Source organism: Sulfuricurvum sp., from assembly GCF_028710345.1.
In the GTDB taxonomy this organism is placed as follows: domain Bacteria; phylum Campylobacterota; class Campylobacteria; order Campylobacterales; family Sulfurimonadaceae; genus Sulfuricurvum.
In genome coordinates this window covers 120,266-136,720 of sequence record NZ_JAQTUH010000007.1, presented here as the reverse complement: position 1 = coordinate 136,720, position 16,455 = coordinate 120,266, and the positions used below count along the sequence as shown (strand labels likewise).

General features: G+C 40.0%; 16 protein-coding genes. 3 read left to right on the top strand and 13 right to left on the bottom strand.

Annotation, left to right across the window (positions count from 1 at the left end):
- Positions 1–3: 3 nt before the first annotated feature.
- The 6 genes from PHC76_RS10550 to gltB are packed head-to-tail and all read right to left on the bottom strand — an operon-like array spanning position 4 to position 8,434.
- Complete coding sequence (locus tag PHC76_RS10550) at positions 4–462, bottom strand: 23S rRNA (pseudouridine(1915)-N(3))-methyltransferase RlmH (RefSeq protein WP_299971647.1); 459 nt, start codon at positions 460–462, stop codon at positions 4–6.
- 16 nt (positions 463–478) lie between these two features.
- On the bottom strand, positions 479–1,039 hold the full coding sequence (locus tag PHC76_RS10545; protein WP_300210045.1) for a thiamine phosphate synthase: 561 nt from the start codon (positions 1,037–1,039) through the stop codon (positions 479–481).
- Positions 1,039–1,881, bottom strand: coding sequence for an acetyl-CoA carboxylase, carboxyltransferase subunit beta (gene accD, locus PHC76_RS10540; protein ID WP_299971641.1), 843 nt, complete (start codon positions 1,879–1,881; stop codon positions 1,039–1,041). Before accD ends, PHC76_RS10545 begins: the two co-directional genes overlap by 1 nt.
- Positions 1,878–2,609 carry an inositol monophosphatase family protein gene (locus tag PHC76_RS10535; protein WP_299971638.1) on the bottom strand — a complete coding sequence of 244 codons (732 nt, stop codon included), beginning with the start codon at positions 2,607–2,609 and terminating at the stop codon, positions 1,878–1,880. Before PHC76_RS10535 ends, accD begins: the two co-directional genes overlap by 4 nt.
- A gap of 3 nt (positions 2,610–2,612) precedes the next feature.
- Positions 2,613–3,992: a glutamate synthase subunit beta gene (locus PHC76_RS10530; RefSeq protein WP_299971636.1), complete on the bottom strand. Its 1,380-nt coding sequence runs from the start codon at positions 3,990–3,992 to the stop codon at positions 2,613–2,615.
- A 5-nt stretch (positions 3,993–3,997) separates the two neighbouring features.
- Positions 3,998–8,434 carry a glutamate synthase large subunit gene (gene gltB / locus PHC76_RS10525; protein WP_299971633.1) on the bottom strand — a complete coding sequence of 1,479 codons (4,437 nt, stop codon included), beginning with the start codon at positions 8,432–8,434 and terminating at the stop codon, positions 3,998–4,000.
- 152 nt (positions 8,435–8,586) lie between these two features.
- Here gltB and recO point away from each other — a divergent pair, with 152 nt between their 5' ends.
- Together recO and PHC76_RS10515 are read left to right on the top strand one after the other, a co-directional pair.
- Positions 8,587–9,204: a recombination protein RecO gene (gene recO / locus PHC76_RS10520; RefSeq protein WP_299971631.1), complete on the top strand. Its 618-nt coding sequence runs from the start codon at positions 8,587–8,589 to the stop codon at positions 9,202–9,204.
- A gap of 164 nt (positions 9,205–9,368) precedes the next feature.
- Positions 9,369–9,608: a hypothetical protein gene (locus tag PHC76_RS10515; RefSeq protein WP_299971629.1), complete on the top strand. Its 240-nt coding sequence runs from the start codon at positions 9,369–9,371 to the stop codon at positions 9,606–9,608.
- Here the strand turns inward: PHC76_RS10515 and PHC76_RS10510 are convergent.
- From PHC76_RS10510 to PHC76_RS10490, 5 genes are all read right to left on the bottom strand, one after another.
- Positions 9,605–10,009, bottom strand: coding sequence for an Rrf2 family transcriptional regulator (locus PHC76_RS10510; protein WP_299971627.1), 405 nt, complete (start codon positions 10,007–10,009; stop codon positions 9,605–9,607). The genes PHC76_RS10515 and PHC76_RS10510 overlap by 4 nt on opposite strands.
- Positions 10,009–10,452 carry a DUF4395 domain-containing protein gene (locus tag PHC76_RS10505; protein ID WP_299971624.1) on the bottom strand — a complete coding sequence of 148 codons (444 nt, stop codon included), beginning with the start codon at positions 10,450–10,452 and terminating at the stop codon, positions 10,009–10,011. The genes PHC76_RS10510 and PHC76_RS10505 overlap by 1 nt, the downstream gene beginning before the upstream one ends.
- A 123-nt stretch (positions 10,453–10,575) precedes the next feature.
- Positions 10,576–10,947 carry a response regulator gene (locus tag PHC76_RS10500; RefSeq protein ID WP_299971621.1) on the bottom strand — a complete coding sequence of 124 codons (372 nt, stop codon included), beginning with the start codon at positions 10,945–10,947 and terminating at the stop codon, positions 10,576–10,578.
- Entirely contained in the window at positions 10,944–12,266 is a 1,323-nt protein-coding gene (locus PHC76_RS10495; protein WP_299971618.1) for a methyl-accepting chemotaxis protein, read from the bottom strand. The genes PHC76_RS10500 and PHC76_RS10495 overlap by 4 nt, the downstream gene beginning before the upstream one ends.
- The gene (locus PHC76_RS10490; RefSeq protein ID WP_299971615.1) at positions 12,266–14,164 is read right to left on the bottom strand and encodes an ATP-binding protein; all 1,899 of its coding nucleotides are present in this window, start codon (positions 14,162–14,164) and stop codon (positions 12,266–12,268) included. The genes PHC76_RS10495 and PHC76_RS10490 overlap by 1 nt, the downstream gene beginning before the upstream one ends.
- Positions 14,165–14,269: 105 nt before the next feature.
- Here PHC76_RS10490 and PHC76_RS10485 point away from each other — a divergent pair, with 105 nt between their 5' ends.
- Entirely contained in the window at positions 14,270–14,782 is a 513-nt protein-coding gene (locus PHC76_RS10485; RefSeq protein ID WP_299971613.1) for a rhodanese-like domain-containing protein, read from the top strand.
- A 76-nt stretch (positions 14,783–14,858) separates the two neighbouring features.
- Here PHC76_RS10485 and PHC76_RS10480 read toward each other — a convergent pair whose 3' ends face one another.
- Together PHC76_RS10480 and PHC76_RS10475 are read right to left on the bottom strand one after the other, a co-directional pair.
- Positions 14,859–15,392 carry a transposase gene (locus tag PHC76_RS10480; protein ID WP_299971610.1) on the bottom strand — a complete coding sequence of 178 codons (534 nt, stop codon included), beginning with the start codon at positions 15,390–15,392 and terminating at the stop codon, positions 14,859–14,861.
- 153 nt (positions 15,393–15,545) lie between these two features.
- Positions 15,546–16,367 (bottom strand): hypothetical protein, encoded by an 822-nt coding sequence (locus PHC76_RS10475; RefSeq protein ID WP_299971607.1) that lies wholly within the window; start codon positions 16,365–16,367, stop codon positions 15,546–15,548.
- Positions 16,368–16,455 lie beyond the last annotated feature (88 nt).

The following is a 16,455-nucleotide window of genomic DNA, read 5'->3' as shown; positions in this document are numbered from 1 at the left end:
TCCTTATTTGTGATAGGGGTGATTATTGAGTAAGCTAAAAGCGCGATATATCTGCTCCAGTAAAACTGCTTTCGCAATCTTATGACTCATCGTCATTTCCGAGAGACTTATTACACTGTCACACTTAGCAACAAACGACTCTTCAAAGCCGTACGCCCCACCTATGAAAAATTGTACCGCGATTTTATCACAAAGGAGCTTACTAAAAGCCAAAGAATCGATTTTTTTTCCATCAGGATGTAACGCAATGGAATAACTTTTTCCTATCATTGGCTCTAAAACCTTTGTGTAGGCACTTTTCGATGCCTCGGCACTTATTGTATGAGCTTTCACAATCTCTTTGGGAAAAAGTTCCATGTCCTCTAATTTTGCAAATCGAGAAATCATTTTTATCTGTTCTTGATAAAGAGGGTCATACAGTGAACGCTCTTTTTTCGCTATTGAAACAAGGGAAATGGTCATAATTTTACTACCGTTCTCATTCCAATAACCCACTTCCAATGACATGATAAGTGACGTGTTTAAAGATATCATCCATATTCACTCCACCGATAGCCCCTACAGGATGTTTAGAGTGCGATGCAAGCTCGTCGAGACTCTCGCCCAGTACTTTGGCTTCACTCTTCGTTACGGTAGCTCTATACGCCCCTAAACCGATGTAATTGATGTCCAGAGCATTGGCTATCTCAATCTCTTTTAAATTATGGGTAGAGAGTCCAATAATTTTATCGTTTCCGATTGCGGTTTTGAGGATGGTAATCGCACGGAGGGGATTAGTATCAATCGCGTACAAATCTTCTTGTCCGATATGAACTCCGTCACAAAACGGTATCAGTTCATAATAATCGTTGATGATTAAAAACCCATCCCAAAGAGCGCGCAGTGTGATAAGATCATTTTTGATTGCCGCAATGTCATCGTGCTTGTTACGATATTGGATTATTTCGCCATTATGTTTTTTGACTATCTCTACAAAGTTTTCTAAATCGACCTCTCGTGAGCGTAACGCATCACGATCACATAGAGCATACAGACGCATTAAGGGAGGAGAAGTTTAAGAAGGTTGCCCAAAGTCTCTTTGAGCTCATAGCGTGGGACAACCATATCGATAGACCCTTTTTCGAGTAAGAATTCAGCGCGTTGAAAACCATCGGGCAAATCGCTTCCGATAGTTTGTTTAATAACCCTCTGACCAGCGAAACCGACCAATGCACCCGGTTCAGCGATGATAATATCGCCCAAAGTTGCAAACGAGGCACTAACACCCCCCATCGTCGGATCGGTAAGAAGTGAGATATATGGGAGTTTTGCATCCGCTAAACGTGCCAATGCCGCAGAGGTTTTGGACATTTGCATCAGTGAAAATGTAGACTCTTGCATACGAGCACCCCCACTGGCACTGACGATGATAACACCCATTTTTTTATCAATCGCACGGTTGATGGCACGAACAATTTTCTCACCTTCAACCGAACCGAGTGATCCACCCATAAAATTAAAATCAAAAACAACAAGCTGTACAGGAGAGCCCTCAATCGTACACTCTCCACTCACTACCGATGAGTAGCGTCCGTTTTTCGCATACCCCTCATCGATTCTCGCCGCATAACTTTTTTTATCGACGAATTGGAGCGGATCGATTGGTTTTAATGTAGCATCAAACTCAACAAAACTCCCCTCATCTGCGATGAGCGCTAGACGTTCATTAACACCTATACGGAGATGAAATCCACATTTAGGACAAACATTGAGCTGTTTTTCCATCTCTTTGTAATACATCAAGGATTGGCATGAAGAACATTTAACCCAATGAGAAGGGGCTTCACTTTTGGTAGGTTGTTGCTTTTTTTCAGGATTTCCAAAAAGATTAAATAGACTCAAAAATACTCCTTTTCAACGATATTACGCATCTGAATGAATACCTCTTTACTGGAACTGATGAGGATATACCTCGAATCATAAAAACAGTAAAGATGTTGGCTCAAAAATAAGCCTGCATCTATATCGAACTTCCTCATTGTACCCAAAAATAGCATATATTTCACATAAGGGGCATAGGCTAATGAGAGGGCAACAGCTCCGGGAGAGCGATATTTTAATCCGTTTTGGATCAGTTTTTCACCTAAAAACGGGTGTTCATGAGCTTTTTCAAAAAGACCAATTTTTGGATGAAGTGTGATTTTAACTTCCTCTTTGATCAAGCTATTTTGGAGCGATGTTTTATAATATTCACTATCTGTTCGGATAAAAATATCACCATTTGCAAGATTACACACTACTGCATCAGTTGTTTTAGAGGAGACTTCACGTGATACCGCAACACCGTAATAGGGGAAAAAAGAGGAGAAATTATCACTTCCATCGATGGGATCTAGGATAATAATGGTATCACTTTGGGGAGACATCCAACCACTCTCTTCGGAATACAAAGAGCCAAAAGGGGAGAGATGGTTAAAAAAGATCGACTCAGCAAGCAAATCAAAACCACTACTAACATCGCCCCCCTCCCCTATGGAGAAAGAATCGAGTAAGGTGGTATTTGAGGTATTGTTTAACGCACCATCTACTTCACGTAATGCAAGGAGTACCGCATCGATAAAGGGGTTCATATCCTACAATAGCGATTTTGCAATAGCACGCGCCGCTTCACGACCGTCATACGCCGCTGTTACCACCAAATCGGCACCGCGATAACAATCACCGCCGGCATAGATACCTGCTGTCGTTGTTTGGTATTTCTCATCGATGATAATACCACCCCAGTTATTGACATTGATACCATTTTCAGCCAAGAAACTTGGGACAACCGGATCAAATCCCAGTGCCATAATGATAACGTCGGCGTTGATATTAAAATCACCACCTTTAATCTCTTCCATTTTTTGGCGACCCGATTCATCTTTGGCACCCAAAACGGTTTTTGCCATGTGTGCCGCAACGGCTTTGCCACCCTCACCCAAAATAATCTCTTTCGGAGAGGCATGGAATACAAATTCTACCCCCTCTTCAATCGCATTTTTGTACTCTTTTTGAGAACCCGGCATATTGTGAGCATCACGACGATACAAACACGTTACGTTTTTTGCCCCTTCACGTTTTGCAGTACGGACACAGTCCATCGCCGTATCACCGCCTCCGATAACCACTACTTCAAGATCTTTAAAATCGAACTGTTTATCATAAGAAAGTCCAAAAATTTTGCGTTGAATAGCAGTGAGATATTCGATTGCCGTATAGACATTCGAAGCGTTTTCACCAGCAATTTTAGCACCTTTGGATTTCGTTGCTCCGATACCGATAAATACAGCATCGTGTTGATCAGCGATGACATCAAACTCAATATCTTTGCCAACTTCACAGTTCAATACCAGTTTTAATCCCGCTTCTTGCAAAAAGCCTAATCGTCGCTCGACAATTTTTTTATCGAGTTTAAATCCCGGAATACCATACGTTAACAATCCCCCTGCACGATCTGAGCGCTCATACATGGTGACCGAAATACCTGAACGTAGCAGATAGGTTGCGGCAGAGAGTCCAGCAGGACCTGAACCGATAATCGCTACTTTTTTATCGGTAGTAATTCCTGGGAAATAAGGTTTTAGACCGCTTTTAAATCCCTCTTCGTTGATAAAGGTCTCAACTGAACCGATAGTAATCGCTCCATGACCGTCACTCAAAGTACAATCCCCCTCACATAGACGATCATGAGGACAAATACGCCCCATCACTTCAGGAAACGGTGATGGCTCATTGGAAAGGTTAAATGCAAATTTCAAATCTTTCTCCGCAACCGCTTTAAGCCATTGGGGAATATAGTTGTGCAAAGGACATTTGTTCAAACAAAACGGATCACCGCATTGGATACAACGGTCACTTTGCGACGTTGCTTCATACGCTTCGACAGGCTCGTAAATCTCACTAAAATCTTTGAGTCGTTGGACGACTCCTCGTTTGATTGGTTCAATTCGTTCAATAGTTAAAAATTCTCTCATAAATATTAGTCCCCTTTATCAGGATTAAGTGGCAATTTGGTTAAGTTTTTCGGTCTTACAAGCCAAAAATTTCGGATTTCGTTGCGGAAATTGTTAAGAAGCAGTTGTGCTTTTTCACTTTGGGTCTCTGCAACGTAATCTTTTAACAGACGTTTGAGATAATGGCGTGCTTCGTCTCCATCATCGGTATCGATACGCAATGCATCAACCAATTCACGGTTGACATTTTCGACGAAACTGTGGTTTTCATCATACACAAACGCAATACCGCCTGTCATACCAGCACCGAAGTTGATTCCCGTTTGACCCAAGATGACAACAATACCGCCCGTCATGTACTCACACGCATTATCACCTGTCCCCTCGACGATTGCCAAAGCTCCTGAGTTACGTACCGCGAAACGCTCTCCTACGGAACCCGCGATAAATAATTTACCGCCAGTTGCCCCATAAAGACACGTGTTACCGCCCGCTGCAAACGCTTCACCTTGGTTACGAGATTTGATGATGATTTTACCGCCGTGCATCCCTTTACCGATGTAATCGTTCGCCACACCCTCCAAACGGATAGAGACACCGTGGATTAAAAATGCACCCAATGCTTGACCTGCGATACCATTAAGATCGATTTTAATCGTATCGGTTTTAAGCCCTTTATCCCCATAATATTGGGCGATTTCACCACTGATACGAGCACCGAAACTACGGTTAAGGTTACAAATATCACGTACAATACGGATAGGGCGTTCAGGGTTTTTAATCGCATCCATCGCTTCGGCTAATACGTCGATTTCAAATGCGTTATCATCAAACGGTTTATTGGATGGCTCTTGACACGTATTGACTCCCTCTTCGCGATGCAATACGGCACTAAAATCAAATTTACGGGCGAAATCGTTATCGGTGACTTGGAGGAGATCACTGCGTCCCACCAACTCTTCCATAGTTTTATATCCCAATTTTGCCATAATTTGACGAACATCTTCGGCTAAATAGGTGAAATAATTGATGAGTTGTTCTACCGTACCATTAAAATATTCACTACGCAACGTCTCATTTTGAGTCGCAATACCGACAGAACATTTATTGACATGACAAATACGGAGCATTTTACATCCGATAATCGCGAGTGCACCCGTACCGAATGCATAACTCTCAGCCCCTAACATCGCCGCTTTGACAACATCGACACCGCTTTTGAGTCCACCGTCTGTTTGAACATGGACAAGCCCGCGAAGATTATTTACTTTTAATGCATTGTGCGCTTCTGAAAGTCCAAGTTCCCACGGATTCCCCGCAAACTTGATCGAGGTGAGCGGTGCAGCACCCGTACCGCCATCACCACCGGAGATGATGATTTTATCGGCGTATGCTTTGGCAACACCCGCTGCAATCGTCCCGACACCGGCAGCTGAGACGAGTTTTACCGCTACTTTTGCGGATGGATTAACTTGCTTCATATCAAAAATAAGCTGTGCCAAATCCTCGATAGAGTAAATATCATGGTGCGGAGGAGGTGAAATCAGTGTAACCCCCGGAGTCGTATGACGAAGACGGGCGATTAGTCCTGAGACTTTATGCCCCGGAAGCTGTCCACCCTCACCCGGTTTTGCCCCTTGGGCTACTTTGATCTGAATCTCTTCAGCAGAACGGAGATACGCTGGAGTAACCCCGAAACGTCCAGAAGCTACTTGTTTGATTTTAGAGTTTTTCAGAGTATCAAAACGGGCTGAATCTTCTCCACCCTCACCCGAGTTGCTTTGTGCACCGATAGTGTTCATCGCTACCGCTAGACACTCATGTGCTTCAGGAGAGATAGAACCCAGTGACATTGCCGCAGAGGCAAAACGTTTGAAGATTGCCTCTTTCGGTTCTACTTCAGAGATATCGATAGCACTACGATCTGATTTGAACTCAAAGAAATCACGGATAAATTTTTGACCCCGTTTGTTAATCAAATTGCTCAAGAAATCGAAATCTTCACGTTTTCCGCTTTTTGAGACACGATGGATTGCGTGGATGACATCCGGATTAAAATCGTGGTGCTCTTGTCCGTTATAAAACTTGTAAAAACCACCAATTTTGAGAGGGAAAATACGGTTAAAACCACCCACTTCAAACGCCTCTTTGTGGTTGCGATCCAAACGAGCATCGATATCTTCATAGCTAAGACCTGGAATCATCACATGAGACTCACCAAAACAATCATGAACAATCTCTCGACTCAAACCGATAACGTCAAATAAGCCAGAGTTACGGTATGACGCAATCGTTGCAATCCCCATTTTTGACATGATTTTTAGTAATCCGCCATTAAGGGCGTGATGAGCTGCTTTGAACGCTTCAACACAGTTCTCTTCACTTTCATTAGCTTGTTTTACACGCGCCGAAATCGTTGAGAACAAAAGTGTTGGATAAACCGCACTCGCACCGTAAGCGATCAATGTCGCTGCACCGTGAGAATCAATCACTTCAGAGGTACACGCAACGATAGAGCCTAAATGACGTACTTTTGCATCCAACAACGCACGGTTAATTCGACCGACTGCCATTAACATAGGGATCGTTTTGTGGTCTTTGTCAAATCCGCTCTCTTCTAAAATGATGACACGGACACCCTCTTCTTTAACCCCTTTGATAACTTTATCAGCTAAAGCATCCAAGGCAGCCCTCAAGCTTCCGCTAAAAGCGGTTGAGAATATCTCATTACTGTACGATGGGTGATAGCGGGGTGATTTTTTATCCCCAAATGATTTTAGAACTTCCAATTTCTCTTTGAGCATAACCGGTGAAATCGCTTTTAAACGGTTCGCATGAGAAGGAATCTCATCCAAAATATTATGAATTTCCCCAAATCCGGTATTCAAACTCATCACCACTTTTTCACGAATAGGGTCAATCGGAGGGTTGGTAACTTGGGCAAAACGTTGTTTGAAATAGTCGCTAAAGTTGCGCTGGACACTACTAAATGCCGCAAGAGGGGTATCATCACCCATCGATCCAACTGCCTCTTTACCATCACGCATCATCGGCTCGATAACTTGTTCAATCACCTCTTGGGTGATATTGTAATAGCGTTGACGTTGAACCAATTCATCAGCGGTACAATCACATTTGGTAATAAATTGGTGTTCAACATGCTCTTGGAGATAGGTCATGTGATTGTTCAACCAACTCATATACGGATTAGACGATTTTAAATATTCGTTAATATCACCATCTTTAAGAACTTTGCCGAATTTCAAATCGAGTCCGATCATTTGTCCTGATTGGAGACGACCGCGTTCTTTGATATTCTCTTCAGCAATATCGATAACCCCATACTCACTTGCGATAAGGAGGGTATCATCATAGGTAATAATGTATTTCGATGGACGAAGACCATTACGATCGAGGACACATCCGATATAGCGACCATCGGTGAGTGAAAATGCCGCTGGTCCGTCCCACGCTTCAAATACGGTAGAGTGATACTCATAAAACGCACGAAGTTGTGGATCCATATGGGGTGCATTTTGCCACGGTGCAGGGATAACCGCGCGCGCCGCTTTGAAGAAATCCATACCGTTGGCAATCAAAAATTCAAAGAAGTTATCGGCACTTGCACTGTCTGATCCGTATGGTTGTAAAATAGGTAAAAGTCGTGCAATCTCTTCATCAGTAAACACTTCACTTTTGATGGATTCTGATTTAACCGCAACATTAAAACGGTTTGCTTCGACAGAGTTAATCTCACCATTGTGTGCAACCGAGCGAAACGGTTGAGCCAAACGCCATTTTGGGAGGGTATTGGTTGAGAAACGTTGGTGAAACAGTGAAAATGAGATTTTAAAGTTTTCATTTTGTAAATCGATATAAAACTCTTTGATATGCGTCGGCATAATCAAACCTTTATACGAAATCACCCGTGAACTCATCGATGGAATATAAAAATCTTGGTCATCAACCAAAAGATGTTCGGTCTCTTTACGACTCAAATACAACAATGCATCAAAACGTTGACTTGCCATCAATGAATTTGGAGTGATAAACACATGGTAAATCTCAGGGAGAGACGCTAGTGCTTGTTCACCCAATGCATTGGTATCCAGTGGTACGGTACGTTTCAATACCACTTTGAGATCGTTGTTGATACAGGTACGTTCCAACACATCCAGCTGTGCTCTATCACGGGTAAAAACTACCGCAATAGCATACATTTCAGGAAGCTCTACACCATTGTCCAATGCCGCTCCACGCATAAAATCATGAGGAATAGAGAGAAGTAATCCACTACCGTCCCCCGTTTTACCATCAGCGGCAACTGCACCACGATGCATCATCCGCTCTAATGCCGTAATCGCATTCTCCAAAGTTTCATGAGAAGGACGATTTTTAATGTTGGCAATCAGCCCAAAACCGCAGTTGTCTTTAAAAGAACGTAATAAATCTTGATATTCCACGAATAAAACACCTTTTTTAATCTCTTTTTAAACATAAGTAGTTTAAAGAGGATGGAAATTTCTTTATTTTACCCGTTTTTAGGTTAAAAAGTTTTAAAATTAGTGTAATTTTCAAGCAAAAAATAAATGATTGTGCGGTGCAGTAACAGAAAATGCAAGGATTTATAATCAAACTTAGTCGCGTCAAAGATGAAGATATGATCGTCACAATCATATCGGAGACAAACTTAACAACCCTTTATCGCTTCTATGGAGCGCGTCATAGTCCTATTAATCTTGGGTTCAAAATCGACTACGAATCCGAATCTTCTCTCAAAAGTACCATCTCTAGAATGAGAGATGTAATCCATTTGGGATTTCCATGGATGGGAGAGTATGAGCGGATTCGAATATGGCAACAATTTATCACCCTCTTCTACCCCCATTTACAACACTCCGAAGAGATTGGGAGTTTTTATTTTAATCTTCTCGAAGATACGGCACAACGGTGGAAAAATCAAAATCCTAAACGGCTCGCTATCGAAGCGTATGTCCAACTTTTAGAACATGAAGGGCGACTCCATCGAGAGCTAAACTGCTTTTTTTGTGATGAACCCATTCTTAACGGCATCTCACTTATACGGGCGTTTTTACCTGCTCACAAGGAGTGTTCCCATACCCTTAGCATCAATGCAAAAGGGCTTTCATGGCTTTATGAACATTACTCTACCCTTTTTCTCGATGATGATGAAGTAGAACGGTTGTGGTATATTATTAATGAGGGGCTTTAGGAATAAAAATTGCTATACATTTAGAATAAGACCCTACTCACTATGTGACTAAAAATCTCAAAAACAAAGTTTTTGTAGCTTTAGGGGGTTGCAAGGGACATTTGTCCCTGCTACTAAAACGGATGTATTCGTTTTAGTACACAAAATATTTTAAAGAGTATACGATGAGCAAATACCCCCTTCGAGAAGCAATTCTTGCCAAATTTGAAGAACCTTCAAACATTGATTATTTCACACTACGGAAAAAACTCCCCGCGACTAAAAAAGGGAAAACATTAGCCGATTTTTATGCAGAAGTTTTTCAGTCCTCGCAACCTATCTATGAACAAAAAAGTGCTAAAGAGATTGAAGTGATGATGATGCAAAACCGCCGTCTCATCGAATCGAAAAATAAGAGACGCTAAATATCGTAAAAATGGGGTTGATAAGCACGATCAAGCTCAGAGAGTTTTGAGGCGAACAACCCTCTCATTTTTTCCTCAATCTCTTTCCAATAATATTCTAAAATCAAACTTGATCCTACATTGCCCTCAATCTTATAAAACGGCCCTTCCAACGCTTCGACGATTTCAATCACCTCTATCTCATGCGCTCCACGAGCTAGTTTATATCCACCTGATGCTCCACGAGTACTGACAACGAGATGACTTCTCCGCAATGCTGAGAGAAGTTGTTCTAAATAACCGTGGGAGAGTTGAGTCATTGCCGAGATTTCTCGCACTTGCATAGATCGCCCATTTGGGGCGTGGGAGAGAACATGCATCGCAGCCAAACCATATACTGCTTTAGTAGAGAGTGCTGCCATTATACAAACCCTTTTGGATAGATTTTTTTGGCAATATAATAAATTTTACACGCAATACAAAATCCAAATACCAATTCCAATCCGGCACAAAATAAAAATATTCCGGCAATCAAAGCACCCGCTATATCCGCACCAATAGATGAACACACTAGCAGTGCAATGGTAAACCCTACCCCAAAAAAAGCGGCAAGACGTTTTGCTCCGGCATCTTCCATTTTACTCGGAAGTGCAAAAGTTTTTTGTATCCATAATGAACTGATATTGATAGGACTTATATGTTTATATCCATATAACCGAAGAGCAAAATCGATGATTAATGCTATTAATATTATCGACAATTGTGTCGCTAAAAAGGCAATAATACCGACCATGACAAATAACGTATTAATACGTGTAACAGTTGCATCGACTTGTCGAAAAATTAAAGGGCATTGTTGAGCCATAGTTTTCTCCTATATTTTTTACACATATTAATATAGCTTTTTCTTATTGTCAAGTATTCATAGCGATTTACTAATGTATAAAAAATTTAGACAAAAAAAAAGGGGAAGCCATCCCCCCTCACATTATTTACGCTCTTTAACTAATTCACGCACTTTCTTCTCAACATTGCTGAGTGAATCAAAGGGCTTAAGAATATAGTGATCAGCTCCGATTTTATGACTTTGTAGTACTTTATCAAGGGTAGAATAGGCCGTCATCATAATAACTATACATTCAGGATCTTTAGCTTTAATCTCTTCAAGAACACTTATACCATCTTTTTGGGGCATCATAATATCGAGCAATACCCCATCGTATTCACCTTTGCGAAATCGCGATAGTGCAGTCACAGGATTATCAAAATAGGTTACACTAATATCTTTGGAACGTACAAGTGCTTTTTCCAACATAGTTCCAATCGACGTTTCATCATCGACAATCATTAAACGGATCATTTTTTCCCTCCAAACAGATTATTAATAGCGCTGCTCATCATTTGTTCATTTTTTTCAGCGACCAGAATATCCAATGCTTCAAACACCTCTTTGCTGGCTGCTTCAATGGTTCTGATACGTTGTTCGATTTGTGTGCGTGAGCAGAGTTTATGTCCATCACCGCAATCGGCAATCAACGCATTCGCATTTGAGTGAACCGTCGCATGTGGACCTTCTAATCGACTGTACGATTTAAGCATTCCAAATTGCTCTTTACCAACACCATTTTCATACCATTTTCCTAAACGACACGAATGATGATCAACCGCTTTAAAGGCATTTTCTTGACCGAATAAGAAAGCGTACACATTATTTTTATAGATAACATGGTCAATTTTTGCCAAATTACTAAAAATATAGTTACTGATATCCATAATTTCAAATACACTTCGAGAGGAGTTGCGCTGAAAACTTTCCATCCGATCAGACATTTGACTCACTTCACCTTTCGTACTTGTCACAATTCCTGAAAGCTCTTCGGTAGCGGTTTCGATCTCACTGGTATCTTGTTGCATCGATTGAATCACAATCTCAATCTCTTTGGTCGCTTTTTGGGTTCGCTCCGCCAGTTTTCTCACCTCATCGGCAACAACAGCAAATCCTCGACCGTGTTCCCCTGCACGCGCCGCTTCGATAGCAGCATTTAGTGCCAGCAAATTGGTTTGATCGGCGATATCTTTAATCAATGCAACAACACTCGAAACTTCATGTGATCGATTGACAAGATTGGCGGTTGTCGAGAGAGTACCTTCCATCAATTCGGCTAGTTTACCCATATCTTCATCAACATGTTTGGCTATTGTGAGCCCTTCATCAGAACCTCGAGCCGTTTCATTCGACTGTTCAACCATCTCTTTGAGTTTATCTAAAATATCAATAAATACATGTTGAGTCGCATCCAATGCCCCTTTAATACTCTTTTGGTGCATCTCAAGCAATCCACCATCTTCGCCTCCGATTATAGATGCTTTTGTAAGAATAAAGCCTTTGATGCCGTTACTCAGTTTTTTGCTCACAACCGAAGCTTCACACTCTCCGACAACGATCTCTTTTGACTCTTTGGTCAGTTCTCTAATGACTGCATCTTTGTTCGTTATTAAGTCAGCTTTAGAGTTGTAAAAAATCGCCTCATTTCGCTCATTTAAAACCATCACCGCTTCATTAAGACTCAATGCGGCAATCTCTTTATATAAAGCTAGTTCCTCTTTTAATCTATCTCTCTCAACCCGTAAAGTATCTGCTTCTTCTTTATATTTCGCCGCTTCTTTTCCAAAAAACATTATGATTCTCCCTTAAATTTTTTTAAATGAATTTCAAATACAGCACCTTGCTTCTCATTATTGACATAGATTGCTCCACCGTGTTTGTCAATAATCGCTTTGGCTACATTCAGCCCGATACCCATACTTTGCTTTTTAACACCGCTTACCGCAAAATCAAAAATTCCATTTAAGATCGATTCAGGTATCCCTCCGGCATTATCGGCTAATTTTACTACAATATCATCTTCATTGTAGTTAAGTGTAATATTAATTTCTCTATCTTCGTAAGGTATCTCCCCTTTTTCAAATTCATCGAGTGCATTATTGATGATAATAATCCACACTTGTTCCAAACGGGTCGAGATACCCATTGTTTTACAACTAAGTGGATCATATTGGGTGGATAAATTAAAAGCTTCTCCATTGATACGTATTGTGACAATATGCTTTGCACGATTCAATATGATACGCAGTGCATAAATCAATGTCATATGCACATTGAATGGCTGTATCTCCTCTTTACCCGTTCCTGCAAACTCATACATTGATTTCACAATCGATTCTATCCGTGAGATACCTTCATCTATAGGTCTAAATAGCTCTTCCGCATCACTAATTTTATCTTCACATTCCCATTTCAATAGTTCAAGATTACCTTTGATATACGTAACTGGTGTGTTGATTTCATGGGTAATCGCTGCGGCTAAACGTCCAACACTCATCAGTTTAGCATCGTTAATCTTGTCCTCTTTATGACGTTCAATATCGCTAACATCCACAAAATAGAGGATATGATAGTGTTCATTTTGTATCAGAGGATTACTCATAGAACTCATGTGGACAGTATAGTATGTCTTGATATTATTCACACCTATCGAAATGATACGCCCCTGAATATGCCCTTTTTTAATCTTTTTAACGATAAATTCCAAACTCTCTTTTTGTGAGCACTGTGTACTCAAAATAGGTTCCAGTCCTTCATTCGTTTCGACCATCCATGAACATAAATCACAACTATGAATGAGTTCATCAAAACTTTTATAATTATTCGCTTTTAAAAACTTTTTATTCGCCATGATTGCTTCATAATTGTGATCAAACAAAACTGCCAAAGAGGTATCATAATCGATAAGCTGTTTCATACTCTCTAAAATAGCCCTTTTCATCTCACTCACATCATGACCGATAAAAACAATCTCTTCGATCCGATTATAACCATCAAGAACCGCATAAATCGTTGAGTCTACTGTAATCGTTTGTTTCTCTTTACCAATAAGTTCGATAATACCGCGATAAATCTCACCCGCTTCTAATCGTGCACGAACTAATGTCCTAAGATAAATCCAAAAACGGCGTTCTACAAATCGGAGCCAATAATGATCTACCATCGCTGTAGATTCTAATCCAACTAACAAGCTTAATAAAGAATTAACTTCCGAAATCATCCCGTTTTTACGGATACGTATGACCAATGCCGTTTTAGAAATCGCACCAAACATCAGATTAATTTGTTTGTACGCTTTTTGTGCATTCTTCGCTTCAATCGATTGGTGAGTCAGACGTTCAACTACCTTTTGAACGGCACTCGGTAGAAGTGGCTTAAGAAGATATTTATCAACACCGACATCGATAGCACGTAAAAAAAGATCGCTCCCGTGTGCGCTTGAAATAACGACTGTTTTAATAGCAGGATTAGAGAGTTTGCTTTTACTAATAACCTCAAATATCTCCAAATTCATCTGCATCGGATGTAAAATTAAAAGATCAATTTGTGTAAATGACTCGGGGAAATTACTACGAATAGTCACTTCAGCATGACACTCGTTTAAAACTTTTAAAAATGGGTCTTGGTCTAATAGCTCTTGATCGGAGATGGCCCAATCACTTACATAAACAATCCTAATACTTTTAAGCATAGATTCTCACCACTTTTTTCAAATAATACCCAATTTTTTCATTATTAATGTTAATTCACTTTTTAGATATAATTGTGATATTAATTGGTAACTAGGAGTTTATGCATGAAGAAATTACTGCTCATCTTGCTTATGTGCGCGGCACTTGGAGCTGAAGATGTGTATGAAGGTGATCTCACCGCAACCGAAGCATTTGAGATGCAAAAAAAAGGGACGGCGATTATCGTCGATGTTCGAACTACTCTTGAATATATTTATACCGGTCATGGTGAAGGGGTTATCAATATTCCCGCTTATGAGTGGACCTATATACCTCACTCTATCGAAGAGAGGGTAAAAAGTTCGGAATTTGAGATCAAAACCAGTAAAACAAAAGAGCATAAAGATGTCCAAAAACTCTACGATGCTAAAGAGGTTTTCAACCAAAACTTCGTTCCCGATGTTATGAAGGCGATGAAAATGCGTAAAGTCGATGCCGTCATTCTCGTCTGTCGAAGCGGTCCACGCTCAAGCGCTGCTGCCAACCTTCTCGCTAAAGAGGGGATTAAAGCATATAATCTCGAAAACGGATTTATGTTCGGATGGAAAGAGGCAAAATTACCATACGATGGGTTTTAAACCTATCGTTTGATAACGTCACTCTCTTTCCTCGTTCCCAAGCTCCAGCTTGGGAATGCAGACTCATATACAATCTCTACCAAAACCGCTCCACCTCAATCAACCCTTCGTTTCCCTCATAATCTCTAGCACTTGAGTAACGCCAATACTTCGCTTCATCCACATAGCCTCTTTTTACTGGGTTATTATGAATATAGTTTATTCGCTCAATCATCATAGCATCACTTTGAATCAACTTAGGAGCTGATCCTTCTTGCCATAGTTGATATTTGCTATCTGTTTTATGAGCTTTTTTATAAAAAGCTAACTGATCGAGAATCATTTTGACATTATGGGTATGGAGTAGTTTTAATATCTCTTTTGCAGTGAAACTTTTGAATTTTTTTATACTGTTATCAAGGTCATCACTTTGAATAATCATATGCAAATGGTTTTCCAAAATCACATAAGCATAGATTTTTAGATTATCAACTTCTTTCAAATAGTTAAGACTATCAATCAGTATTTGAACACTATCAGTACGGGTGAAAATTGGTATCCAATGCAATACCGTGCAGGTAATAAAATGAGGATGTGTCGGCTCATATATTTTATATCTGCTTCGTCCCATTGTCTTATTCTCCAATTATATTATTATTCCCACTCTCGCTCCCAAACTCCAGTTTGGGAATGTATAGCCATTAGTCTGCATTCCCAACGAGGACGTTGGGAACGAGGAAAAAATATTGTTGCAACATACCTATTTCACCGGATGTTAATTTTCTCATTTTTGATCCTTTGTTTTTATGGTACTATTGTATTCATCCGTTTCTTTAACGATATTATTATCTTCTGATGGAAAAAGTTTTAGCATAAGGTGTTTCTCAAAAATATTGATTTGCTCCTGAGAAGCTAAACTAATTTCACTGTTACCCGTTTTTGGATTTTTAGATAGATAAAAATATGAATCTGCCATTATTTGATCAACACCGCCAACTTTTCTCACTCCATTTATCGCTATTTTATATAGAACATTTGTTTCTAATTTTTTATGCTCTTTGGTATGAATCTCATTATTTAACCCATATGGTATACACTGATCCTTGCCCACAATCGAAGTTAAGGGAATATGAAGCTTTAACTTATAGTGTGTAACTCTCCAAGTATCTTCATAAAAGTAAGAATCCTTAATCTTTATGTATTTAAATCCAACAATATAGCCAATTTCAAACTCATCAATCTCTTTAGATGAATCGATATAAAAACAGGGAACATTATCTTTCATTATAACATTGAGTCTTTTATCGATCTTAACAATACCAATTTCTGTGCTATTCCTAGAAGCAGACATAAGCAAAAGTACAAAAGCAATAATGGTAGCAACAAACATCCAAGCTGCATATAAAATCCATTTACTGACCAACAAAACACTCCGACGTTCAGGAGAATACGGTTTGTGAGAATTAGTAGCAACAAAAAAATAGGTTGCATTGATTGCTATGAATATCAAAAGAATTGTAAGCCAGTAGGATATCAACACAGGTCCTAGCAAATCAAGATTTATCACTGTCAGAATAACGATAATTAATCCAAATAAAATTTTCATGCAGCACTCCTTTTCACTCGCTCCAAAACTCCTGTTTGGGAGTGTATAGCCTTTAGTTACTAAACTTTTATCTGACGTTATGCATTCC

Coding starts and splice junctions, on each gene's coding strand:
- PHC76_RS10490 (WP_299971615.1), bottom strand. CDS start 14,164: ATGCTTAAAAGTATTAGGATTGTTTATGTAAGTGATTGGGCCATCTCC.
- PHC76_RS10530 (WP_299971636.1), bottom strand. CDS start 3,992: ATGAGAGAATTTTTAACTATTGAACGAATTGAACCAATCAAACGAGGA.
- PHC76_RS10505 (WP_299971624.1), bottom strand. CDS start 10,452: ATGGCTCAACAATGCCCTTTAATTTTTCGACAAGTCGATGCAACTGTT.
- PHC76_RS10475 (WP_299971607.1), bottom strand. CDS start 16,367: ATGAAAATTTTATTTGGATTAATTATCGTTATTCTGACAGTGATAAAT.
- PHC76_RS10510 (WP_299971627.1), bottom strand. CDS start 10,009: ATGGCAGCACTCTCTACTAAAGCAGTATATGGTTTGGCTGCGATGCAT.
- PHC76_RS10480 (WP_299971610.1), bottom strand. CDS start 15,392: ATGGGACGAAGCAGATATAAAATATATGAGCCGACACATCCTCATTTT.
- PHC76_RS10495 (WP_299971618.1), bottom strand. CDS start 12,266: ATGTTTTTTGGAAAAGAAGCGGCGAAATATAAAGAAGAAGCAGATACT.
- PHC76_RS10515 (WP_299971629.1), top strand. CDS start 9,369: ATGAGCAAATACCCCCTTCGAGAAGCAATTCTTGCCAAATTTGAAGAA.
- PHC76_RS10485 (WP_299971613.1), top strand. CDS start 14,270: ATGAAGAAATTACTGCTCATCTTGCTTATGTGCGCGGCACTTGGAGCT.
- PHC76_RS10545 (WP_300210045.1), bottom strand. CDS start 1,039: ATGCGTCTGTATGCTCTATGTGATCGTGATGCGTTACGCTCACGAGAG.
- recO (WP_299971631.1), top strand. CDS start 8,587: ATGCAAGGATTTATAATCAAACTTAGTCGCGTCAAAGATGAAGATATG.
- PHC76_RS10550 (WP_299971647.1), bottom strand. CDS start 462: ATGACCATTTCCCTTGTTTCAATAGCGAAAAAAGAGCGTTCACTGTAT.
- PHC76_RS10500 (WP_299971621.1), bottom strand. CDS start 10,947: ATGATCCGTTTAATGATTGTCGATGATGAAACGTCGATTGGAACTATG.
- PHC76_RS10535 (WP_299971638.1), bottom strand. CDS start 2,609: ATGAACCCCTTTATCGATGCGGTACTCCTTGCATTACGTGAAGTAGAT.